We start from the raw sequence: 22,036 nt of genomic DNA on the forward strand, positions 1-22,036 counted from the left end.
AACCCTTTTTAGGACAATTTTTATATAGACATTTGTTTTCTAAAAGTAACTGGAGATAAATAATTTAAACCGCCATGTATTCTAATTCTAAGATTATTGTATCAATTAATGCAATCAAATAATTCAAGTTCTAATTGTGCAAGATCATTGAATTTTCTACCATTAATAAATTCTGTTTTAAAAACTTTATAAGTTGCTTCAGCAACTGCATTATCATATGGACAACCCTTCGCACTCAATGATCTTTGAATTTTAAATGTAGATAATAATTGATCAATTATATTATTTTTAAACTCATTACCTCGGTCGGTATGAAATATTTCAATTTTTGATAATGGTCTAGTAATTCGCATAATAGCTTGATAAACCAACTCTGTATTTTTATTTGATCCGGAACTATAACCAACAATCTCGCGATTATACAAATCAATTAGGAGACACACATAAAATCATTTAAAACCCACGGTCGCGTTTAGTTTTCTTAGGTATTGCTTTTAAGAAATAAAACAATCAGCTAATTATATTATTTAACTACTAAACTAACCTCGCCCTTCTTGTTATTGTCATTTTTATTCATTACCATTCTATCATATTATTGAATTTTTACACAATAAAAATTATTAATATTATTAAATTTTCACTAATATATATTAATTTATATTTTTACTTACTTAAATCTATTATATTTGTTTGTTACAGCATTACCTTTATAATTAATTCAACTATCATCATTTTTATTATTATATTTATTTCATAATGAATTTTTATATATTTCTTTTCTGATTTCTATTTCTGAATTAATATTTTCATTAATATAATGTAATACATTTAATTTGTTTAAATTTGCCATTCTTAAATGTAATAAGTTATTTAAATTCTTTTGATGATATATTTTTGCCCCCCTAATTGTTGTTTTACTAAATGCGATACATCACTCACTTTCAATGCCACAACCGATATTTCATTCTAAATTTTGATGATGAATACCTTGCTTATTATTACTAAAATAATTACTCGCCTTCCTTAAATTTGTTTTAATATCTTTATTTAATTCATTTTTAGCAACATTACGAATGGTTTTGATTAATTCTTGATGGATTTTCCATCCTTATATAATTTAATTCAACTATTTAGTGTTACTTTGCGATTTTCAAAAATAATATTAAATTCAGTTTGTTTTAATTTTTTAATAGCATGATAACCATCTAAAATATATCTAACATTACCAAAACTATTGGCAATTTCTCTAATTCAAGCAGCACTATCGCCACAAACAATTATTTTGTCATAATTAATATTAACATAATGTTTTTGCAATTCTTTAATTAATAAATCACGATAATCCATCGTATTTATTCGTTTACCAACTTTTAACATTAGAAAATGACCTCGTTTGTTTTCTAATTCTCTACGAGCGTTTTTGTAATTTTTTTCTTTATGTCCGGTATGAAAAGTAACTAAATGAATTCTTTTCTTTGGTCTTGTTTAATTTTATGATCTAATGTCGCTAAAAATGTCTCATCTAGTTGAATATATAAATCCTTATTTTTGACATCAATTCTAGTTTTAGTTTCTTTTTCTGCTAGTTGAAAATATTCAGCAATATCGTATTTATTTAAAATACTTGAAATACTAGCTTTTGAAATATAACAATGATTTAAAGCATCTTAAAACATCGCGATATCGTTTTACCATCACCTAAAATACTTAAAACTTTAAATTGAACATCAAAATAAATGCATTGTTTGGGCAATAAACCAATTTCTTTATCTAACAAACATACATATTCAAATTTACCTGATTTTTGATTTCAATATTTATATCGGCGTCGTTTAAAAGTAACATCACCAAAAATTGTAATAATTTTTCTTCAAGCAAAATGAACTGCTTTATAACCTTGTTTTAACCGATAATGATATTTATATAAGCATTCATCTAATTTTTCATATTCATTGGCTAATTGTTCACATTTATTGGTGTACATATTTTTATGGGTTGTAAATAAACTGAATCAATGCTTGTTTTCTAAGGTTTTTACATTATTATTAATTTCTAACATAAAAAATCACCTTTCTTGGTAGAGTAATTTTAACAAAGTTAAATTTCGTTAACTTATTTTTCTGTTTTAATGATAATTTTTTTCTAGAATTATTATTCAATAACCTGAAAAAATGATAGAAATTCTTATTTAATAAGTTATAATCAACTTGTATTAATTAGACTGTACAAATTTGAGAAAGGATGTTGATTGTTCGGTAAATTTTATTAATTATTAAAAATTCACGAAAAGGATTTGATTAACATGAAAAAGTTACTTAGTTTATTAAGCACAATAACAATGGTGAGCAGTGGAATAGTGGGAATTGTTGCTAATAGTCCGTATCCAACTCCGACACAAGAAAAAATAGAAAATATAAATAATAAAAGACAAAAACGAAGCAATAATGAAAATAATAAAATAAATAGAACAAAAATTGTTATTAAAACAAAGGGAATAATTATATCTGCTGGAATAGTATTAAATAATAAAGTATATTTTGGTTCGAAAGATCATAATGTTTATGAATATGATCCAGTTACAGATCAACAAAAAATTGTATTTTGGTTCACAAGATCATAATGTTTATGAATATGATCCAGCCACAGGACAACAAAAAATTGTTATTAGAACAAAAAATGGAATTCATGGTGGCGGAATTACTTTAAAAAATAAATTATATTTCGGTTCAGATAATCATAATGTTTATGAATATGATCCAATTACAGATCAACAAAAAATTGTTATGACAGCAAATGAAAAAATTCGAACTTTTGGAGTAATATTAAATAATAAATTATATTTTTGCTCAGGAGATAGAAATTTTTATGAATATGATCCATCCACAGGACAGCAAAGGGTTATCATTACAACGGGTTCATGAAATGAATCTTCTGGTGTAGTATTAAATAACAAATTATATTTTGGATCGGCAGATGGTAATATTTATGAATATAGTGAATACCATTTAAATCGAAATTTAGGAAAAATTAATGATAATTCTGATAATGTTATTTTAAATGAATTAAATTATTTAAATCCTGATTTAGATATTTCACAATTAGAAATTATTAGTAAAACAAATAATTCAGCTATAGTAAAAATAAAAGATAATTTAAATAATAATATAAAAATACATTATTCAATTGATAATGGGCAAAATAAAATTATTAATTTAAATGAATTAATTAAAAAAGCATTATTTTTTAAATTTCGAGACGAAAATCATAATTTAAAATTTAAGGAAATAAATTATATTGATACTAATAATTTAAATTTTTAAGATATTGAAATAACAAAAAAAGAAAATTCATTTTTATGATCTAATGTTCCTAAAAATGTATGTTCTGATAGAGAAATTATCAATAAAACTCCAAATACAAGATCATTTAATGTACCTGCTTGTGAATATAATTCAAAATCAAAATTAGTATTTCAAATTACAACAGGATTAACTAAAACAAAACAAGAAAATAAATTAAATGGTTGAAACATAAATTTTGATGATGAAATGAAATTAACAGATTTTACAAATATAAATAATAAAAATTCTGAAATCATTAATGTATTATCAAATTAATTTGATTTATCAAACACAAATAAACAAGAACAAGAAATGATTTTAAGTATTTTTAAGGAACCCGCTGATAAATTTGAACTTAATCCCAATGAAAAATTAAAAATTACTTATCCAGTAAGAATAATTACATCTAAAGTTATATTAAATTTAAAACAAAAAATTACAGGAAATATTACTGCCAAAATAATTGGTGATAACAATAAAGAACAAATAGTTACATTATCAATTACAGAAGTAATGCAAATTTTACAAAAATATAGTTTATTACCCAATGAAATTACTATAGATAAAAACAATGATAAAATAACATTTAACGATGAAGCATTTTTTTCATCAGAGAGAGAAGGGCCGGTAAGAACAAATACAGTTACTACTATAGTATAAGGTTTTATAAAAACGATATTAGCTATTTAGAACAATAACTTTAATTAAAACAAGCCCAACAAGTTTAAATTTCTTGTGATAAAATAAGAAAAAATGAAAAAGTTGTTTAAAAATATTATCGTCATAGACTACTATCTTAAAAAGGTGGTATTTTAACAGTTTTTTTAAAGGGCTTGTCCAAAATTCTGTGTCTCGATAATTCATTCTGAATTATACTTAAACGAAGGAGAACAGAAAATGACAAAAAAAATAAAAAAAGAACCTGATGCAATTGCTAAAGTTGTTGATTATTTTTTAGAAAATATTGATAATCCACAAGATTTATTTAAAAGTAATAATATTTTTCAGGAATTTATCAAAAAATTAACTGAAAGAATGTTAAATACGGAAATTAAAGATCATCTTGAAACTGATGAGAATCATAATAAAAGAAATGGCAGAACACAAAAAACCATTATTACTAAAAATGGTTCAATCGTAATTGATGTACCAAGAGATCGAAATAGTACTTTTGAACCAGTAATTATTCCAAAAAGACAAAGAAAATTTGATAACTTTGATCAAAAAGTAATTTCTTTATATGCAAGAGGAATGACAATTTCTGATATCAAAGCACAATTGCAAGGATTCTATCACGGAGCAGAAGTTTCAGAAAGTTTAATTATTCAAATAACTAATGATATTATTGAAGAAGTTAAAATGTGACAAATTAAACATTTAGAGAAGATTTATCAGATTGTTTATTTTGATTGTATTGTTGTTAAAGTAAAGCAAGATAAACGAATAATAAATAAAGCAGTTTATCTTGCCTTAGGAATTAATATAAATAGCTTAAAAGATATTTTAGGAATGTGAATTAGTGAGAATGAGGGAGCCAAATTTTGACTGAATAATCTTACGGAAATGAAAAATCGCGGATTACAAGATATTCTTGTTGCTTGTAGTGATAATTTAACAGGAATGTCTGATGCAATAGAAGCTGTTTTTCCAAAAACACAACATCAATTATGTATTGTTCATCAAATTCGTAATAGTTTAAAATTTGTTCCTTACAAAGATCGCAAACTGGTAGCTAATGATTTAAAATCAATTTATACAGCAATTAATGAAGAAATAGCGTTAGTTGCTTTAGATCATTTTTCAGAAAAATGAAATAAAAAGTATCCACAAATTACTAAATCATGAAAAAATAACTGAGATAATTTAATAATTTTTCTTGAATATCCTCAAGAATTTAGAAGAATTATTTATACAACTAATACAATAGAGTCTGTTAATAGTCAACCAAGAAAAGTCGTTAAAAATAAAAAGATTTTTCCTAATGATTTATCAGTTTTTAAAATATTTTATTTAGCATTTTAAAATATGACTAAAAAATGAACAATGCCAATTCAAAATTGGGGTAGTGCAATTTCACATTTAATGATAAAATTTGAGGACAGAGCAGAGTGAATTTAAGTTAATTACTTAGAGACACAGTTAATTGTACAGTCCCAAACTAATCTCTTTTTACATTATGTTGAAAATTAAATTCTAATCAATTATAAAAATTCCGTGTTTTAATTATTTTACCTTTGATATTTGTTACTTTTAAGTCGCCATTTCTTCCAAGATTATCAGTTTTTAATGTGCTTATTCCTTTTTCATCTAAATAAATATAACTATTTTTTATAGCTAATGTATTTTTAAAATCAATTGGTAATTTATTTAATCCGCTTTCATTTTTGTCAAATTCACTTAAGGCTATACTAAAATTTTGTCTAAATCCGTCTCACATTCAATTAATTTTTGCTTTTGATAAAGTAAATTCGTATGTTTCATTAATTTGTCTTTTATTTCTATTTAATTGTGTTATTGCTTTGCTTTTATTAATATTTTTGAGAATGGTAAAAATGTTATTGAAACCAATAATTAACACGGTAAATATTTTCATAAACATTTTTATCACTCCTTTTTAAAATATTTTATTTTTCATTGTTCTTTTTTCTTTAATTTTTTTAATAAGTCACTCAATACCACAATTTATAATTACCGCTATTGTAATTCATATATCTAGATATCTTAGTATCATAAGTGAAATTAATGCTTCAAATTTTTCATATAATAATTTCAAATCATTAATTCCCAATTTTAAAAATGGAATAAAAAAGATAGTAATCATAAAAATGTAAGGTAAAATTCTCCATCAATATTTTTTTAAAGAACTAATTAATTTGTTTCATTTCATTTTTCAAGGCTCTTTTTGCTTTAATTTTCTGAATAATCAAGCGGATTAATTTTTCAAATTTAATTGCAAAATATATTGCTCCGCCTCATCAAAAAACAAATATTCCTGCTAGCATAATACCACTATTGAATTTGCCAAAGAAATCAACCATTTCTTTATTCATAAAATTATTAAATTCATCACTTGTTCCGGTTATTCATTTAGTATCCATTGCTTGCTGTTAATGCAAAAATTAATAAGCTTATAAAAATAAAAATGATACTTAATACTACTTTTAACCACTGCTTTTTAAAAGAATTTTTAATTTTTAATTTTAATGGCATTTTTTCTTTTGAATTATCTTTTTTAAATAATTTTGCTAAAAGTTTTTTCATTTTTATTCTCCTTTCGTGTTTAAAAATTTTTAATTTTTGGTTTTCAATTATTAAGTCTGATTTTTGATTAATATGAATAGTATTTCACTTTTCTAGTTCTAAAATTTCTTTATTTTTTTCCATTATTATGTATTTAAGAGTATTAACACTATTTTCTAATATGACATTAACAATTTTTAATTTGTCATTCTCTATTTATAATTCTTGTTTTTTAGTTCATTTTTCCATTTTTTACCTACCTTTAATTACAATAAATAAGGCAATAAGTACACAAGTAACACCAAGAATGATAAAAACGATTGGATGTTGCGAAAATGTCCGGGCCATTGGTTTAAATAGCTCTAAAATTGTTAAATTACTAGTAATAAACTTTTGGAAATTGGCAAGCCCTTCGCTAATATAGTTCGTTAAAGTTTCAAAATGACTACCTGCTAATAATCCAAGAACAGTTATTAAGATAAAAATAATAATTAGTTTAAACATTGTTAGTTACCTTGTTTGGTTTTTATTGGTTTTACTTGCTTTTTAACTTTTCCTCACGCACTTAAACGCCCCTTATTTTTAACAGCATATTGGCGTTGTTTTTCTAAATTAACTTGTAGACTACCAAATCCAAGAATAATTGCCATAAGAAATTCTACAGCCAGCGTTAAGAATAAAGGAAATATTAGTTGAATATTCGTTCCCGGCACTTCAAGACTTCAAATTAAATCAAAAACTTTATAAAGCATTTGGGCGAGAAAGTCGGCCATTTTTGCGAGATTTTCCATTTTTTATTATTCCTTTTCTTTCATTTTTCTTAAAAATTTGCTAAATTTATCCATTTTTAAATATTCCAAATCTTCTAAATCAATTGCTGTGTCATTATAGTATTTGTTTTCATAGTCAGGATTCACTTTTGCATTTAAGTAATCTTTTAAAAACGCTAGGTAAAAAGAATTGTAAGTGTTTAATATTGGTAAAGGAATTTTTAGTTTAAAAAAATAAATATCAAGTTCAGGAATATCGCGATATTTAATGCGACGACCCTTTTTACTATTTTTAGCATCAATTAAGGTGTTTCGTCAGCGTTCATATTCTTCAATGCTCGTAAACGTACCATAAATGACTTTTAAGTAGGGACGAAAAATATTAACGGGTTTTTTACGAATGCCCACAATCACATTATTAGCAATATCGCGAACTTTAACTCAAATATGTTTATCTCTTTGACCGCCAGCAAGCACAATATGACCGAAATGGCGTGCCAGAGCAAAATACTCTTAAATACCAGTTTCTTCGTTTTTGGTATTATTTTTTTCTCAATCAGTTCCCTCTAAAAATAAGTTGGTTTCATCTCACAAAAGTAAGGTTTTGTCTGGCAATACCGGATAATCAAAGTCTAATAATCCCATATGCCCTAAACTTAATTTTCGGGTTTCTAGTAATGGAAAGATTGAGGCGGTGTGATATTTCTTCTTTTTTAGTAATTTTGATGCGTATACTAGAAAAGCAGTTTTTCCAGTTCCTAATGAACCAATCACAATATTTAATGGTGAGTTTTTTAAAAAGTTAATAACTTTGTTAATTTGTGTTAAATTATTGATTTTAAAAAGGAAAATTAAAATACAACCCGCTAAAAATAAATAACTTACAATATTTTTAAAATAACTGTTGTAAATATATCAAATTGCTCCACAATGTCATAAAATTAAAAATGAGGTGCGATTTAATTCAATAAAATGGTTATTTTTTTCTATTATTCATTTGCAAAATTTCATCTTGCACCTCACTTTATTTTTTTGTTAGCGGACTGACTGCGCCAAGTAATTTTTCAAACATTTTAAAGCAAATAAAGAATATTGCCAAAATAAATGGAAAAATGAAGATTCAGTAATCAGCAAAGAAGTTACCGACTTGTGTCATATTAACAGCAATAATTTCTCACATTTTAGTAAACGCTGTTATAATCGCGTTTCATAATTTAGTCATCGCATCACTAGCTGTTATTTTTGTTACTGCTGGTGCTTCTGTTAAGAAAGTTCCAATCATATAATCACCCCCTTTCTCTTTAAAACATTCATCATTTATATTCAAAGTTTTTCTTAAATATGTTAAAACCACGATTAACCTTAACACGATTATATTTTTTCCTAATTAATTTTGAATTTCTTTGGGAATGCATCACAATGTAACTTCTTGACATTAATTTTTTCCCTATCTAAATACTGATATGGTTTTCCAAAGTAGCATTAAAATAAATCACACCATAATCGCGGTTAAGAATCAAAAAGCAATGTTTGCTATTAAAAGTCAAAGCGGTGCTTTGGTTAAATCAATTTCTTTACCGCCACTAATATGAGTCGGAATAGTTATAATTTGAATAAATAAATTTCAGAAAGTTTGTTTAATTTATTCTCAATTAAATTCTTTTAAATTTACTGTCATTTTTTATCGCCCAAAAATCATTTTTATCGGTAAATACATAATTGAAATTAAGGCGAAAAGAAAAGTAATGATAATAATTAATCCGGCAATAAATGCAGCCTGTGCAGGCATTTTTTCTATCGAAACAAACAGTTTTAAAAATTCCATAATAATTTCTCAAAACATTATTTTTTACTCGCGTTATTTTCTTTTGAATTAGGAACTTTAACTCATTTTTCAAAGCGGGCAATAAATAATTTTTCGTCTTTCGTGGAATTACCAGTATTATTTTTAATGGCGTTTTTATATTTAATTCGCATTTTTATTTTGGCATAAATTTTATAAACAAAATATGCCAATAGCATGATGCAAATGATAATAAATATTATTCCAATCGCAATATTCATTTTTAAACTCCTTTAAAATAGTTATAATTTATATCTTTTTTGTTGTTTTCTTTTTCGGCAATGAAAAAACCTAATAATTCTTGTCCTTTAATTAATTTGGTTTCTTTTTATTTTTGATTAATTGAAATTACTTGATATTTACTATCTTTAATTATTCCAATGCAAATCGAATTTTCATATTTTCCTTTATAAACAAATCGCTCTGGAAACCAAATACCGATTTGTTCATTAAATCACGGAATTTTTGGTGCTTTAATAAGCATTGCGTTTTGTGTTTCTTTTAAAAGATATTTTTTAGTATTTAAGAAAATGTTTTCAATGTTTTTCATAGTAAATTATCTTTCTTATAGATAAACTAAGTTATATTAACTAAGTTAGTTAACTTAGTTTTTTAAACACTTATATATCGCAGATTTAAGTGTTTAAAAAACTTTGTTAGTAAATTTTGTTTTTTAATTAGATAAAGATTTTAATAATTTTAAACTTAACATACCCCCATATAGAAATTTTTACACTTTAATATTCGCGCCCTGCCTTTGGAACTAATTTAATAGCGTGTATATTTTTAGGAAACCCATCTATTCATTTTTTTATTGCAAAATGAAACAAATTGCTATAGCTAATAGGGCGTTATCTATTAACTGGTAAACTTCTTTTGGTTATGGCGACCACCCACAATTTATCGTGCTTTAATACATATCAACATTATTAATTCACTTGTATTTAATTTTCAAAGAACAAATTTTTAACACCTTATAAAATAAAAAGACAATCATTGCTGACTGTCTTAATATTTATTCAAATCTTTTCCCACCTAACAAAACTTTATGCGTCCAAAACCCACTTTTATATAAGTTAAGTCACTAACGATAATTTCATTTATTTTTCTATTATTAAAGTCTCGGTTTACAATGTTATTTACTAGATCATTATTTACTTGAATATTTTTGCATTTAAGTTTTGTTTTTGTGTACTTTGATATCAAATTATTGTTTTTTATAATATTTCTAATTTTGTGTCTAGATAGGTTAATACTTTTATGAGCTAATACTACTTTGATTTTTCGAGCTCCATAGACTTGGCGGCTTGCGTTAAATGCACTGATAATTTCTTGATTATAATTATTCACTATTTTCCTTGTGTATTTATTAATTTGATAATAGTAATTGGATTTTGAAATATTTAATAATTTACACATTTTTCTTATTGAATATTTTTTCTTATTGCTATTAATTATTGTTATTTTTTGGCCATTATCAATCAGTGCGGCTTGCTTTAAAATGTCATTTTTCATTTTCAAGTCTTTAAGTTCTTTTCATAAAGTTATTATTTCATTTTCTTCTAGTGTGCGATTATCTTTTGCTTTAAATGAACCAGAATTATTATAATTTTTAACTCAACTATAAATAGTTGGTTTTGGTAAATTATATTCTTTCCCTAAATTAATAACACTTTTGCCATTTTTGTATAGCATGACAATTTGTTTTTTAAATTCTTCAGAGTATGAGGTTTTATTTCCCATTTTTATATTCCTTCTTTCTTAATAATTTCGAAGTCTATATAATAATTATGGTCCAACTTATTGTAGCCTATCCAGTTGTTATTCCATTTATTATTTATTTTCCAAATAAAATGATAATTAAATTATCGTTGCTTGTCATTAAAAATTATTTAAACATTTTCCTACATAACAAAACTTTATGCGTCCCAATATCCAAGTATTTATTTAAAAAATAAAACCAATCTTGCTACCAATATTCTTACAAGGTTGTCGTTCACAAATAAGTTGATATAATTATTTATGTTAAAAAATATTTATTTTTTTTATAATAATTTATTAATGTTGAGGTTAAATCATTTATGAAACATTGAAAATGAAGCAAATTATTTAAGCAAGCCTTTTGAGGAGCATTTAAACATAAAATTCAAATTATTTCATTAATTTTATTAACTATTATCTTATCAACGACAATTACCTCAACTTGAATTACGACAAGATGACTCTTAGATGGTGAAACAGCAATGAATAGTGCTACAACACCATTTAATTATAGTTATCACTTTAATAGTAAAAATAGTCCTAATATTCAAAGCATATCACCAACATTTAATATTTGTACTGCTTTCAGTAAAAGTTCATTAACAGAATCTAATATTATCAAAAATATAAAAGATAATAATACACCAATAATTACCATTGCGAATGAAAGCGATCCTACGGGGTGTTTATTACCATTAACATCAAAAAGTTTAGATATTACCGAAAAAGTAACAAGTGACAATACTATCACGATTGAAAATATTTCCTTTAAAAATTTACTAAAATGAGAAAATATTAATACAAATAGTCCGGCATTTAAAAATTCACTCTTTGATCAAATTTTACATAAAAAATATCATGGCATTCCTAATAAACAATTTAAAATATTATATGAACAATATGCAACCTTGGTTGAAGAATACATTAAACCAATTTTTGACTTTTATTTATTTAACCTTTATAAAGCTAATAATGATAAACTTAAATATCCAAAAAAAACAACAGATGATAATTATGTTAACGAAGTTAAAACATTTAAAGAAACATTTTTAAGAGACTTTGTTAATGCTCGTAATGACGACAGTTGAGTAAGAGATATAAATAATGAAACTGATTTTTCTAGTGATAATGTTCCAATTTTTGGCGGCGGAATTAATATTTTTCAACAATTAACAAAAGAAGATTATGAAAAAAAGTTTCCTCAAGCAACAAATTTTAATAATAAAGCTTTTTTTAAACAAGGTTTTAAAGGCGATTTAGGAAATATTTTAATGAATATTAACAAAGATAATAATGAAATTAATTTACAACCAACAAACGACCACATAAATGATAATAAGAATAGTAGTTATCTAAATGTTACCAAATATCTAACACTTCCAATTGGCGGAACATCTTTAAGAAATAATTGAGATATTTCGCAAGCAATATGAAATCAACATAATAAATTAGTTGGCTTATTAAGTAACTTTAATGTTAATTTACGCCAAGAGTACTTATTTTCTGATTTTGCTACTAATATCCGTTATCGTGTAATTAGTATTAATCCTAATAATGACCCCAAAAAAAATAATATTAAAATCATTAGTGGCACCTATCCCGCTGGTGCTAATCAAATTGTAATTAATCCTCAGTTTGCTGAAAAATATAATTATAAAATTGGTGATACTCTTAAAATTGGTAGCTATAAATTAATAATTACTGGCATTGGTGGCGATAACTTTACATCCTTACCTGTTGTTCATCCAATAAACTTTCTTCCCAATCCAGCAAAAGAAGTTGTCTTGTTCGTTAACCACCAATTGTTTATTCGTGATGAATTCATTCGTTATAGTGATATTGAAGATATATCTAATGTATATTTAACATACACAGGAAATAATATTGCCAATGATTTAGAATTATTTCGACTTTTTCTTAATGATAATTTTAAAAAAAATAATAACATCATTGAAACTGTTCATCAAAAAATGTTAGCTTACGATAATAATCCGCAAGACATTCAAAAAATTACTCAAGATTTAAAAATAACTTCAACGATTAAAAATAGTGACAGTAAAAATTACATTAATCGTGGTTTTAATTCATTACTAATAATTACTAGAACATATATTTGATTTAGTATTATTATTGTTATTTTTATGACAATGTTAACAGTTTTTGTAACAGTATTAATTATTAGAAAAACAGTTGAACGCAATGCAACACAAATTGGTGTTTTGAAAGCATTAGGCTATGAAAATAAAACAATTATTGGTTCATATTGATCTTATGCCTTAATAACAACAATTCTTGCTGTGCCAATTGGTTGAATTATTGGTAGTGTTTTACAAATAGCAGTAATAAGAATTTTTGAAAATTTCTTTACGATTCCAAATAATATTTTTTATTTTGATATCATTCCTTTTCTAATTTCTTTAGCAATTAATATCATTGTGATTTTAATTACGGTAACAATTACTGCTTATAAACAAGTAGCAAAAAATACAATTACCCTATTACGACCTCACAGTGATAACAAACCTTCAAAAGCAATTTATGGCATCCGCAAAAGATGCTTTGCATTTGGAAGCTTTAAAACTCGGTTTCGTTTTGCGCTGGCAGCAGTTTCATATAAGAAAATTATTATTATGTTTGTAACAATTCTTATTGCTTCATTCACCATCGCTATTGCTTTAATGATCCCGGCTGCTGTTCGCAGTCTTGATGATTCTTATTATGGACTTTTAAAATATCAAACTAATGTTGAATTTCAACAACCGATTAGTAATATCCCAACAACTCGGTATAATTTATACCCTTGAAAAGGGATTGATGCTCAAAATCAAAGCGTTGATTACCCAATTACTGAAATTCGTCCGGTAGCTGATTACTATAAAGATACTCCTACTAATTCTTGAAAAAAACTTAGTGATAATACCAAAAACATTAATTTAGATGATATTTTAAAACAAATTGCTTATAACTATTATTGAACAGGAGGCAGAGGAATTTCTTTAGGTTGATTAGAACAAATTTCTAAGGATTTTAATAATAATCCCAAACTTTTAGGATTATTATCCACAATTATTTGTCCAATGGTAAACACCATTTTAACAACTAATGCCGAAATAAATACTATCGATAATTGAAGAACCTGTACAATGAATGCAATTGAAACAGCTGTTCCTTCTTATATTAAAGAATTTCTTAATATTCCCGGAAGAAAAGAACGCTTAACAATTACTCATAATACTTTACCTTATAATGCTAATGAAGATGAATTATACACATATTATGATACTAACTTAAATAATGTCGCTTTTAAAACACTAGGAATAAAACCAAATAGTAGCATGATTGCACTGGAAGAAAGTTCAAAATATATCCAAGAAGAAAAACGACTTGATAAGATTCCGACAATTATTAATCGTTCAATGCAAATAAAACATAATTTAAAAGTTGATAGTATTTTTGAAAGTGAAGTTCAACAAAAACAATTACAGTATATGAGTGCTAATAATAAATGATATCCTGCTCATACTTCCTTTTGAATTTATCGTGACGAAAATAATTCTGAAAATATCTATAATATGCCTTTAGATAAATGAAGTATTAATGATAATAACTCTCCTTATGGTTGAACTAACCATTATGGTTATAAAGAAAACGATATTGGTGATGATGACACTGCTAAAAGCTATCGTAACTTAAATGAAATAATTTTACGATTACCCAAAGAAGAAATCACAATTGATAATATCAAATACCCAGCAATTAAAGACGAATTTTTAAAAGACATTATTAATGTGAAAATACCAACAAATAATAATAAATTCGTTATTGAACAATCACCCGACAATAAATGATGACATATTAGACCCTTTGTGCCATTTGCTACTAAAAATAAATTTGTTGATGAAAACTTTATGACATCAGCACTAAATCTCTTAAATCAATCATATGACAATCCATTATGAAATATTTTTATTGCCATACTAGACGGCAAAACTATTGGTAATAAAGAAATACCTAAAATTCTAAAAATTGATAATACCCCCACACCACAAAAAATTAAATATCAAGTTAAAGCAATTCACGAATCTTATGGTGAACTAAAAATTTATGTTAATCAACGAGTTGCTAATCAAATTCTTGGTTTTAATGCTATAACAAGTAGTGATATTTATAAAAAAGATCCTTTTAATGATGAACCATTATGATTTAATGGTCGATTATCATCTAATTCTGAATTAACTGATGTTACTAGTAGATATTCAACAACTTCAATTCTTGGTGATTATTCAATTGCTAGTTTAAATGATAATGTTGCTAACACCGTGACTAACAGTGAACTATTAACAGTAAAACGAGAATTAATTAAAAACTTAACAACAGTGGCTTCTAGTATTGCTACTATCTTTATTTTAGGTTCAATTAGTCTATCCATAATTATTGTTGTAATGATTTCTAACCTTCTTGTTCATCAGTTTGCTAAACTAATGGCCATTATGAAAATTCAAGGATTTAAATATCGTGAAATTAATAGTTTAACTTTATCAATGTTTATTCCTGCTGCTATTATGGGCTTTATCGTTGGATTTATTAGTGCTTGATTTATTTGTCAAGGTATCTTATGAACTATTGGAATTTTTACTGGATTCATTATTCCCCTATATTTCCAATGATGACTTTTACCAATAACATTAGCAACGATTACAATTATTTATACACTGACTTATATAATTTCAACTGAAACATTAAAACGAATGAATGTACTTGAATTAGTAAAAAGTAGTGACGAATAAGTTATTTAAAGCAGTAGAGCTACAAAAAATAATGAAAAAAATATTTCCAACTTATAAACAAGCATTTTTTTAATAGACTTGGTACATAACTATAACATTTTATGCCTACTAGACTATAAAATTCATTTTTATCTTTGTATTTATCTAACATTTGTATTTCACCTAAAAAATAATATTATCAAAATAGTAGATAAAATTAAAGGTTATGTATCAAGTCTAATGTTTAAAGTAAAAGTTCAAATGATTTTACTAATTTTGCTAAAAATATCTCAGGTCGCGTTTAGTTTTCTTGGGTATTTTTAAAAAAAGCAAAAATAATCATTTACGGACGCATAAAGTTTTGTTAGGTAGAAAAAGTTTTAAATAATTTTTAATGCAAAGCAACGACAATTTAATTATCATTTTATTTAGAAAATAAATAATAAAACAAAATATTTAATATCAACAAACATAATCTCAATAAAAGGTTATAAAAACTAAGGAAAACGCTTATAAAAACAACATTAAAATAAGTTTTTACAACAAAAAAATAGGGGCTGTCCAAAATTCTGTGGGTCGCGTTTAGTTTTCTTAGGTATTGCTTTGAAGAAGTAAAACAATCAGCTAATTATATTATTTAATTACTAAACTAACCCTGCCTTTCCTGTTATTGTCATTTTTATTCATTACCATTTTATCATATTATTGAATTTTTACACAATAAAAATTATTAATTTTATTTTAACTAATATTTTTACTTACTTAAATGTAATATATTTATTTGTATATACAATGTCACCTTTGCTGATTCAACTATCATCATTTTTATTATTATATTTATTTCATAATGAATTTTTATATATTTCTTTTCTGATTTCTATTTCTGAATTAATATTTTCATTAATGTAATGTAATACATTTAATTTGTTTAAATTTGCCATTCTTAAATGTGATAGATTATTTAAATTCTTATGATTATATATTTTTGCCCCATATCCTAATTGTTGTTTTACTAAATGAGATACATCACTTTCAATGCTACAACCGATATTTCATTCTAAATTTTGATGATGAATACCATGCTTATTATTACTGAAATAATTACTCGCCTTCCTTAAATTTGTTTTAATATCTTTATTTAATTCATTTTTAGCAATATTACGAATGGTTTTGATTAATTCTTGATGATTGCCATCCTTATATAATTTAATTCAACTATTTAATGCTACTTTGCGATTTTCAAAAATAATATTAAATGCCGTTTGTTTTAATTTTTTAATAGCGTGATAACCGTCTAAAATATATCTAACATTACCAAAACTATTGGCAATTTCTCTAATTCAAGTAGCACCATCGCCGCAAACAATTATTTTGTCATAATTAATATTTACATAATGTTTTTGCAATTCTTTAATTAATAAGTCACGATAATCCATCGTATTTATTCGTTTACCAACTTTTAACATTAGAAAATGACCTCGTTTGTTTTCTAATTCTCTACGAGCATTTTTGTATTTTTTTTCTTTATGTCCGGTATGAAAAGTAACTAAACGAATTCTTTGGTCTTGTTTAACTTTCTGATCTAATGTCGCTAAAAATGTCTCATCTAGTTGAATATACAAATCCTTATTTTTGACATCAATTCTAGTTTTAGTTTCTTTTTCTGCTAGTTGAAAATATTCAGCAATATCATATTTATTTAAAATGCTTGAAATACTAGCTTTTAAAATATAACAATGATTCAGAGCATCTAAAACATCGCGATACCGTTTACCATCACCTCACCTAGAAGACTTAAAACTTTAAATTGGACATCAAAATAAATGCGTTGTTTGGGCAATAAACCAATTTCTTTATCTAACAAACACACATATTCAAATTTACCTGATTTTTGATTTCAATATTTATATCGGCGTCGTTTAAAAGTAACATCACCAAAAATTGTAATAATTGTTCTTAAAGCAAAATGAACTACTTTATAACCTTGTTTTAAGCGATAATGATATTTATATAAGTATTCATCTAATTTTTTATATTCATTAGCTAGTTTTTTGCATTTGTTAGTGTACATATTTTTATGGGTTGCGAATAAACTGAATCAATGCTTGTTTTCTAAGGTTTTTACATTATTATTAATTTTTAACATAAAAAATCACCTTTCTTTGGTAGTAATTTTAATGAAGTTTAACTTCGTTAGTTTATTTTTCTGTTTTAATAATAATTTTTTTTCTAGAATTAGTATTCAACAACCTTGAAAAATGATAGAAATTATTATTTAATCATTTATAATTAATTTGTATTAATTAAACTTTATAAATTTAAGAAAGAATTGAGTGATTACTATAAAAATTTATTAAATTAGCAAAAATTCACAAAAAGGATTTAATAAATGAAAAAATTACTTAGTTTATTAAGTACAATAACAATGGCGGGAAGCGGAATATCGGGCATTGTTGCCAATAGTCCGTATCCAACTCCAACACAAGAAAAAATAGAAAATATAAATAATAAAAGACAAAAACGAAGCAATAATGAAAATAATAAAATAAATAGAACAAAAATTGTTATTAAAACAAAGGGAATAATTATATCTGCTGGAATAGTATTAAATAATAAAGTATATTTTGGTTCGAAAGATCATAATGTTTATGAATATGATCCAGTTACCAGTTACAGATCAACAAAAAATTGTTATTAGAACAGAAGGAGAAGTTTGATTTTCGGGTATAGTTTTCAACAAAAAATTGTATTTTGGTTCATAAGATCATAATGTTTATGAATATGATCCAGTCACAGGACAACAAAAAATTGTTATTAGAACAAAAAATGGAATTCATGGTGGTGGAATTACTTTAAAAAATAAATTATATTTCGGTTCAGATGATCATAATGTTTATGAATATGATCCAATTACAGATCAACAAAAAATTGTTATGACAGCAAATGAAAAAATTCGAACTTTTGGAGTAGTATTAAATAATAAATTATATTTTTGCTCAGGAGATAGAAATTTTTATGAATATGATCCAGCCACAGGACAACAAAGGGTTATCATTACAACGGGTTCATGAAATGAATCTTCTGGTGTAGTATTAAATAACAAATTATATTTTGGATCGGCAGATGGTAATATTTATGAATATAGTGAATACCATTTAAATCGAAATTTAGGAAAAATTAATGATAATTCTGATAATGCAATTTTAAATGAATTAAATTATTTAAATCCTGATTTAGATATTTCACAATTAGAAATTATTAACAAGACAAAAAATTCAGCTATATTAAAAATAAAAAATAATTTAAATAATAATATAAAAATACATTATTCAATTGATAATGGGCAAAATAAAATTATTAATTTAAATGAATTGATTAAAAAAGCATTATTTTTTAAATTTCGAAACGAAAATCCTAATTTAAAATTTAAGGAAATAAATTATATTGATACTAATAATTTAAATTTTTCAGATATTGAAATAACAAAAAAAGAAAATTCATTTTTATGATCTAATGTTCCTGAAAATGTATGTTCTGATAAAGAAATTATCAATAAAACTCCAAATACAAGATCATTTAATGTACCTGCTTGTGAATATAATTCAAAATCAAAATTAGTATTTCAAATTACAACAGGATTAACTAAAACAAAACAAGAAAATAAATTAAATGGTTGAAACATAAATTCTGATGATGAAATGAAATTAACAGATTTTACAAATATAAATAATAAAAATTCTGAAATCATTAATGAATTATCAAATAATTTTGATTTATCAAACACAAATAAACAAGAACAAGAAATGATTTTAAGTATTTTTAAGGAACCCGCTGATAAATTTGAACTTAATCCCAATGAAAAATTAAAAATTACTTATCCAGTAAGAATAATTACATCTAAAGTTATATTAAATTTAAAACAAAAAATTACAGGAAATATTACTGCCAAAATAATTGATGATAACAATAAAGAACAAATAGTTACATTATCAATTACAGAAGTAATGCAAATTTTACAAAAATATAGTTTATTACCCAATGAAATTACTATAGATAAAAACAATGATAAAATAACATTTAACGGTGAAGCATTTTTTTCATCAGAAAGAGAAGGGCCGGTAAGAACAAATACAGTTACTACTATAGTATAAGGTTTTATAAAAACGATATTAGCTATTTAGAACAATAACTTTAATTAAAACAAGCCCAACAAGTTTAAATTTCTTGTGATAAAATAAGAATAATATTTACACCAGTAATTTTAATTAATTACTGGTTTTTATTTTGTCAAAATAAAAAGGATAAAAAATGAAAAAAGTTGAACTGCCCAAATGAACGATGTCAATTCAAAATCGAGGTAGTGCAATTTCACATTTAATGATAAAATTTGAGGACAAAGTGAATTTAAGTTAATTACTTAGAGACACAGTTAATTTTGTACGAGCCCCCTTTCGTATTTTAATTTGTTTCTGATTGTGCATTAAATTCTATCATTTTTCACCAGTTTCATGTTACGCCAGCAAAAGTATCTTTTTGATACTCAAATTTTATTTTAATATTTTTTATTTCAATATTTTGTTTTTGTTCTTTTTCAACTTCTGTTCATTTTGTATTTATTTGTAATTCGTTAAGTTTTTTAATAATATTAACTTGATTTTGATTTATATAACTTTGAATTCGTCCTTTATTGTTCCATAATTCTTCTATAGGATTTATGGGTTTTATTCCTGATTGCTTCTCTATATCATTTAATAAAAATTGTAATTCTGTTTTTCACGCCGATGCAGGTTTATAAGGAGTTTCATTTTTTCATATTGTAAATTCTGCTTTTGTTAAGTTAATTTCAGACACTTGATTACTTTTTTTACCGTCTGAGAGCGTTGGTTTATTTATTTTTTTAGAGCACGCAGTTACGGGCAATATTGTTAATCCTAAAATAGCCATTATACTTAAAATTTTCATTTTTTAACTCCTTTATTTTTTTCAATATATATATATATATATATATTATATAAAAATTCTTAATATCATTAGAAAGATGGCAAAACCGATTAAAAATTGAAAGGTATAGTAAAAAGCTGGTACCGTTTTAAAAATTGGAAAAATAGCAGTTGAAAAGTTAACTGTTGCTTTTGCAATAATTGCTAACGGTCGCAAAATCGTGATGATTTGTGAAGCGGTGAGTATTCAGTTTATCATTTTGATACCAGCATTCTGAATGGCACATCCAATATCATTAAAAGTTGGTATTCATCGTCCGGAATATTTGCAATTTGCCGGCGGAATTAAATCGTCTCATTCACTGTTATTTAAACCATCAGGGATAAAGGCTGTTGAATTTAAGACATTAAAGTCATAAATTTTAAAATTGTAGTTAGAGATATTACCTTTGTGATAAAGCGGAAAAGTTAAGGTAAAAATATTAATACCATAACGAATATCAATATCGGTATTGAGATAATTAATACTGTTAGCGGTTTTGTTGGTTGGTAAGGTAATCAGTTTATTATCATAAGATTTAAGGACATTAAAATCAATTTGATAAATACTATTGGTGTTGTTAATAGCATTGTAATTATCTTGGTGCATTTTTTTGTCAAAAGTAAAGAAATAACTTCTTAGTAATAATTCTGAGTTTCCTATAATATTTACTAAGTATTTTTTGGGATAAAAGGTAATTAATGAACGATAAAAGAAACCGATTTGAATAAAGTAATCCTTCTTATAGTTTTCTATACCCTTAAAATCAATTTCAGTATGAGTTTTTTCGTCCATATCAAAAGTCGCATAAAATAAACTAGCAAAGAAATTACCGAGAATTTCATAGATTTCATCAAAAACATTTTTGTAATCGCTGTCGTTAATACTAGGAATGTTATTTTTAAAATATAAGTAAATATCATTTTTTAAATCGGGGTCATAGCGCAAAAAACTAAATCTAACATTGAGGTAATTTAAGGTACCAAAAAGATACTTAATTAGGTAATAATCGTTAGTACTTTTGGTATCATATTTTCAGATTTCGGTTTCACCGTGTAGTAATTGCAAATAGTTATTACCTGCGATTAAGGTTTTATTAAAAGCTTTAATTTTTAAAATATTCTTATTAATTTCATCTTCACTACTAGAAGTCTTATGATAAAAATAGCTTTCATTTTTAAAGCCGTGGTTTTTAATTGTGAATTCTTTATAGTAACCTTTTTCTAAGGTGTCAATAAAATTAAATACTGGTGTTCAATAAAGATAAGAGTAATTAAATTTGTCAAAATCACCACGATGAATCATTAAATAGTCAAGGTTCTCAATGACATCGTT

General features: G+C 24.8%; 26 protein-coding genes and 2 pseudogenes. 7 read left to right on the plus strand and 21 right to left on the minus strand.

All coding sequences use genetic code 4. The features are described from left to right. Nucleotides 1-20: 20 nt before the first annotated feature. The 4 genes and pseudogenes from AACK93_RS03810 to AACK93_RS03825 all read right to left on the minus strand — a co-directional run. Nucleotides 21-455, minus strand: a pseudogene (locus AACK93_RS03810) (transposase); the annotation flags it as partial. 212 nt (nucleotides 456-667) lie between these two features. After that, nucleotides 668-850 carry a hypothetical protein gene (locus tag AACK93_RS03815; protein WP_215826389.1) on the minus strand — a complete coding sequence of 61 codons (183 nt, stop codon included), beginning with the start codon at nucleotides 848-850 and terminating at the stop codon, nucleotides 668-670. Nucleotides 851-1,083: 233 nt separating this feature from the next. Beyond that, nucleotides 1,084-1,377: a UPF0236 family transposase-like protein gene (locus AACK93_RS03820; RefSeq protein ID WP_339025385.1), complete on the minus strand. Its 294-nt coding sequence runs from the start codon at nucleotides 1,375-1,377 to the stop codon at nucleotides 1,084-1,086. Between the two features lie 280 nt (nucleotides 1,378-1,657). Next, nucleotides 1,658-2,059 (minus strand): UPF0236 family transposase-like protein, encoded by a 402-nt coding sequence (locus tag AACK93_RS03825; RefSeq protein ID WP_339025386.1) that lies wholly within the window; start codon nucleotides 2,057-2,059, stop codon nucleotides 1,658-1,660. Between the two features lie 297 nt (nucleotides 2,060-2,356). Between AACK93_RS03825 and AACK93_RS03830 the strand changes: the two genes are divergently transcribed. Both AACK93_RS03830 and AACK93_RS03835 read left to right on the plus strand, forming a co-directional pair. Further along, a complete protein-coding gene (locus AACK93_RS03830; RefSeq protein WP_339025387.1) occupies nucleotides 2,357-2,620 on the plus strand; it encodes a hypothetical protein in 264 nt (87 codons plus the stop codon). After that, nucleotides 2,568-3,320 (plus strand): hypothetical protein, encoded by a 753-nt coding sequence (locus tag AACK93_RS03835; protein ID WP_339025388.1) that lies wholly within the window; start codon nucleotides 2,568-2,570, stop codon nucleotides 3,318-3,320. Before AACK93_RS03830 ends, AACK93_RS03835 begins: the two co-directional genes overlap by 53 nt. Here AACK93_RS03835 and AACK93_RS03840 read toward each other — a convergent pair. Continuing rightward, on the minus strand, nucleotides 3,317-3,532 hold the full coding sequence (locus AACK93_RS03840) for a hypothetical protein (protein ID WP_339025389.1): 216 nt from the start codon (nucleotides 3,530-3,532) through the stop codon (nucleotides 3,317-3,319). The genes AACK93_RS03835 and AACK93_RS03840 overlap by 4 nt on opposite strands. 121 nt (nucleotides 3,533-3,653) lie before the next feature. Between AACK93_RS03840 and AACK93_RS03845 the strand changes: the two genes are divergently transcribed. Further along, on the plus strand, nucleotides 3,654-4,001 hold the full coding sequence (locus AACK93_RS03845) for a hypothetical protein (protein ID WP_339025390.1): 348 nt from the start codon (nucleotides 3,654-3,656) through the stop codon (nucleotides 3,999-4,001). Nucleotides 4,002-4,238: 237 nt separating this feature from the next. Next, nucleotides 4,239-5,459, plus strand: a pseudogene (locus tag AACK93_RS03850) (IS256 family transposase). 40 nt (nucleotides 5,460-5,499) lie between these two features. Here the strand turns inward: AACK93_RS03850 and AACK93_RS03855 are convergent. The 12 genes from AACK93_RS03855 to AACK93_RS03910 form a co-directional block, all read right to left on the minus strand. Further along, entirely contained in the window at nucleotides 5,500-5,940 is a 441-nt protein-coding gene (locus AACK93_RS03855; RefSeq protein WP_339025392.1) for a hypothetical protein, read from the minus strand. Between the two features lie 265 nt (nucleotides 5,941-6,205). Further along, a complete protein-coding gene (locus AACK93_RS03860; protein WP_339025394.1) occupies nucleotides 6,206-6,439 on the minus strand; it encodes a hypothetical protein in 234 nt (77 codons plus the stop codon). Further along, complete coding sequence (locus tag AACK93_RS03865) at nucleotides 6,429-6,725, minus strand: hypothetical protein (RefSeq protein ID WP_339025395.1); 297 nt, start codon at nucleotides 6,723-6,725, stop codon at nucleotides 6,429-6,431. Before AACK93_RS03865 ends, AACK93_RS03860 begins: the two co-directional genes overlap by 11 nt. A gap of 108 nt (nucleotides 6,726-6,833) precedes the next feature. Then, nucleotides 6,834-7,085, minus strand: a complete 252-nt coding sequence (locus AACK93_RS03870) for a hypothetical protein (RefSeq protein WP_339025397.1) — start codon at nucleotides 7,083-7,085, stop codon at nucleotides 6,834-6,836. Between the two features lie 2 nt (nucleotides 7,086-7,087). Next, entirely contained in the window at nucleotides 7,088-7,372 is a 285-nt protein-coding gene (locus tag AACK93_RS03875; protein ID WP_339025399.1) for a hypothetical protein, read from the minus strand. 6 nt (nucleotides 7,373-7,378) lie between these two features. Continuing rightward, nucleotides 7,379-7,828, minus strand: coding sequence for a hypothetical protein (locus tag AACK93_RS03880; RefSeq protein WP_339025401.1), 450 nt, complete (start codon nucleotides 7,826-7,828; stop codon nucleotides 7,379-7,381). Nucleotides 7,829-7,864: 36 nt separating this feature from the next. Further along, nucleotides 7,865-8,362 (minus strand): hypothetical protein, encoded by a 498-nt coding sequence (locus tag AACK93_RS03885; RefSeq protein WP_339025403.1) that lies wholly within the window; start codon nucleotides 8,360-8,362, stop codon nucleotides 7,865-7,867. A 13-nt stretch (nucleotides 8,363-8,375) separates the two neighbouring features. Further along, nucleotides 8,376-8,705 carry a hypothetical protein gene (locus tag AACK93_RS03890; RefSeq protein WP_339024381.1) on the minus strand — a complete coding sequence of 110 codons (330 nt, stop codon included), beginning with the start codon at nucleotides 8,703-8,705 and terminating at the stop codon, nucleotides 8,376-8,378. Between the two features lie 327 nt (nucleotides 8,706-9,032). Then, complete coding sequence (locus AACK93_RS03895; protein ID WP_339024380.1) at nucleotides 9,033-9,194, minus strand: hypothetical protein; 162 nt, start codon at nucleotides 9,192-9,194, stop codon at nucleotides 9,033-9,035. Then, on the minus strand, nucleotides 9,194-9,415 hold the full coding sequence (locus AACK93_RS03900) for a hypothetical protein (protein WP_339025405.1): 222 nt from the start codon (nucleotides 9,413-9,415) through the stop codon (nucleotides 9,194-9,196). The genes AACK93_RS03895 and AACK93_RS03900 overlap by 1 nt, the downstream gene beginning before the upstream one ends. 107 nt (nucleotides 9,416-9,522) lie before the next feature. Next, nucleotides 9,523-9,744: a hypothetical protein gene (locus AACK93_RS03905; RefSeq protein ID WP_339025406.1), complete on the minus strand. Its 222-nt coding sequence runs from the start codon at nucleotides 9,742-9,744 to the stop codon at nucleotides 9,523-9,525. Between the two features lie 485 nt (nucleotides 9,745-10,229). Then, nucleotides 10,230-10,937 (minus strand): transposase, encoded by a 708-nt coding sequence (locus AACK93_RS03910; RefSeq protein WP_339025408.1) that lies wholly within the window; start codon nucleotides 10,935-10,937, stop codon nucleotides 10,230-10,232. 338 nt (nucleotides 10,938-11,275) lie between these two features. On the opposite strand from AACK93_RS03910, the gene AACK93_RS03915 reads away from it, so the two are divergent. Next, nucleotides 11,276-15,742 carry an ABC transporter permease gene (locus AACK93_RS03915; RefSeq protein WP_339025409.1) on the plus strand — a complete coding sequence of 1,489 codons (4,467 nt, stop codon included), beginning with the start codon at nucleotides 11,276-11,278 and terminating at the stop codon, nucleotides 15,740-15,742. 737 nt (nucleotides 15,743-16,479) lie between these two features. Here the strand turns inward: AACK93_RS03915 and AACK93_RS03920 are convergent. After that, on the minus strand, nucleotides 16,480-17,343 hold the full coding sequence (locus tag AACK93_RS03920) for an Mbov_0401 family ICE element transposase-like protein (protein WP_339025410.1): 864 nt from the start codon (nucleotides 17,341-17,343) through the stop codon (nucleotides 16,480-16,482). Nucleotides 17,344-17,471: 128 nt separating this feature from the next. After that, nucleotides 17,472-17,867, minus strand: a complete 396-nt coding sequence (locus AACK93_RS03925; RefSeq protein ID WP_339025411.1) for a UPF0236 family transposase-like protein — start codon at nucleotides 17,865-17,867, stop codon at nucleotides 17,472-17,474. Between the two features lie 243 nt (nucleotides 17,868-18,110). Between AACK93_RS03925 and AACK93_RS03930 the strand changes: the two genes are divergently transcribed. Both AACK93_RS03930 and AACK93_RS03935 read left to right on the plus strand, forming a co-directional pair. Then, entirely contained in the window at nucleotides 18,111-18,419 is a 309-nt protein-coding gene (locus AACK93_RS03930) for a hypothetical protein (protein ID WP_339025413.1), read from the plus strand. Nucleotides 18,420-18,654: 235 nt separating this feature from the next. Beyond that, nucleotides 18,655-19,872: a hypothetical protein gene (locus AACK93_RS03935; protein ID WP_339025414.1), complete on the plus strand. Its 1,218-nt coding sequence runs from the start codon at nucleotides 18,655-18,657 to the stop codon at nucleotides 19,870-19,872. A gap of 307 nt (nucleotides 19,873-20,179) precedes the next feature. Here AACK93_RS03935 and AACK93_RS03940 read toward each other — a convergent pair whose 3' ends face one another. Both AACK93_RS03940 and AACK93_RS03945 read right to left on the minus strand, forming a co-directional pair. After that, the gene (locus tag AACK93_RS03940) at nucleotides 20,180-20,683 is read right to left on the minus strand and encodes a hypothetical protein (RefSeq protein ID WP_339025415.1); all 504 of its coding nucleotides are present in this window, start codon (nucleotides 20,681-20,683) and stop codon (nucleotides 20,180-20,182) included. 45 nt (nucleotides 20,684-20,728) lie between these two features. Beyond that, nucleotides 20,729-22,006 carry a hypothetical protein gene (locus AACK93_RS03945; RefSeq protein ID WP_339025417.1) on the minus strand — a complete coding sequence of 426 codons (1,278 nt, stop codon included), beginning with the start codon at nucleotides 22,004-22,006 and terminating at the stop codon, nucleotides 20,729-20,731. Between the last annotated feature and the right edge of the window lie 30 nt (nucleotides 22,007-22,036).

The organism is Spiroplasma endosymbiont of Agriotes lineatus (genome assembly GCF_964019485.1).
Taxonomy (GTDB): Bacteria; Bacillota_I; Bacilli_A; order Mycoplasmatales; family Nriv7; genus Nriv7.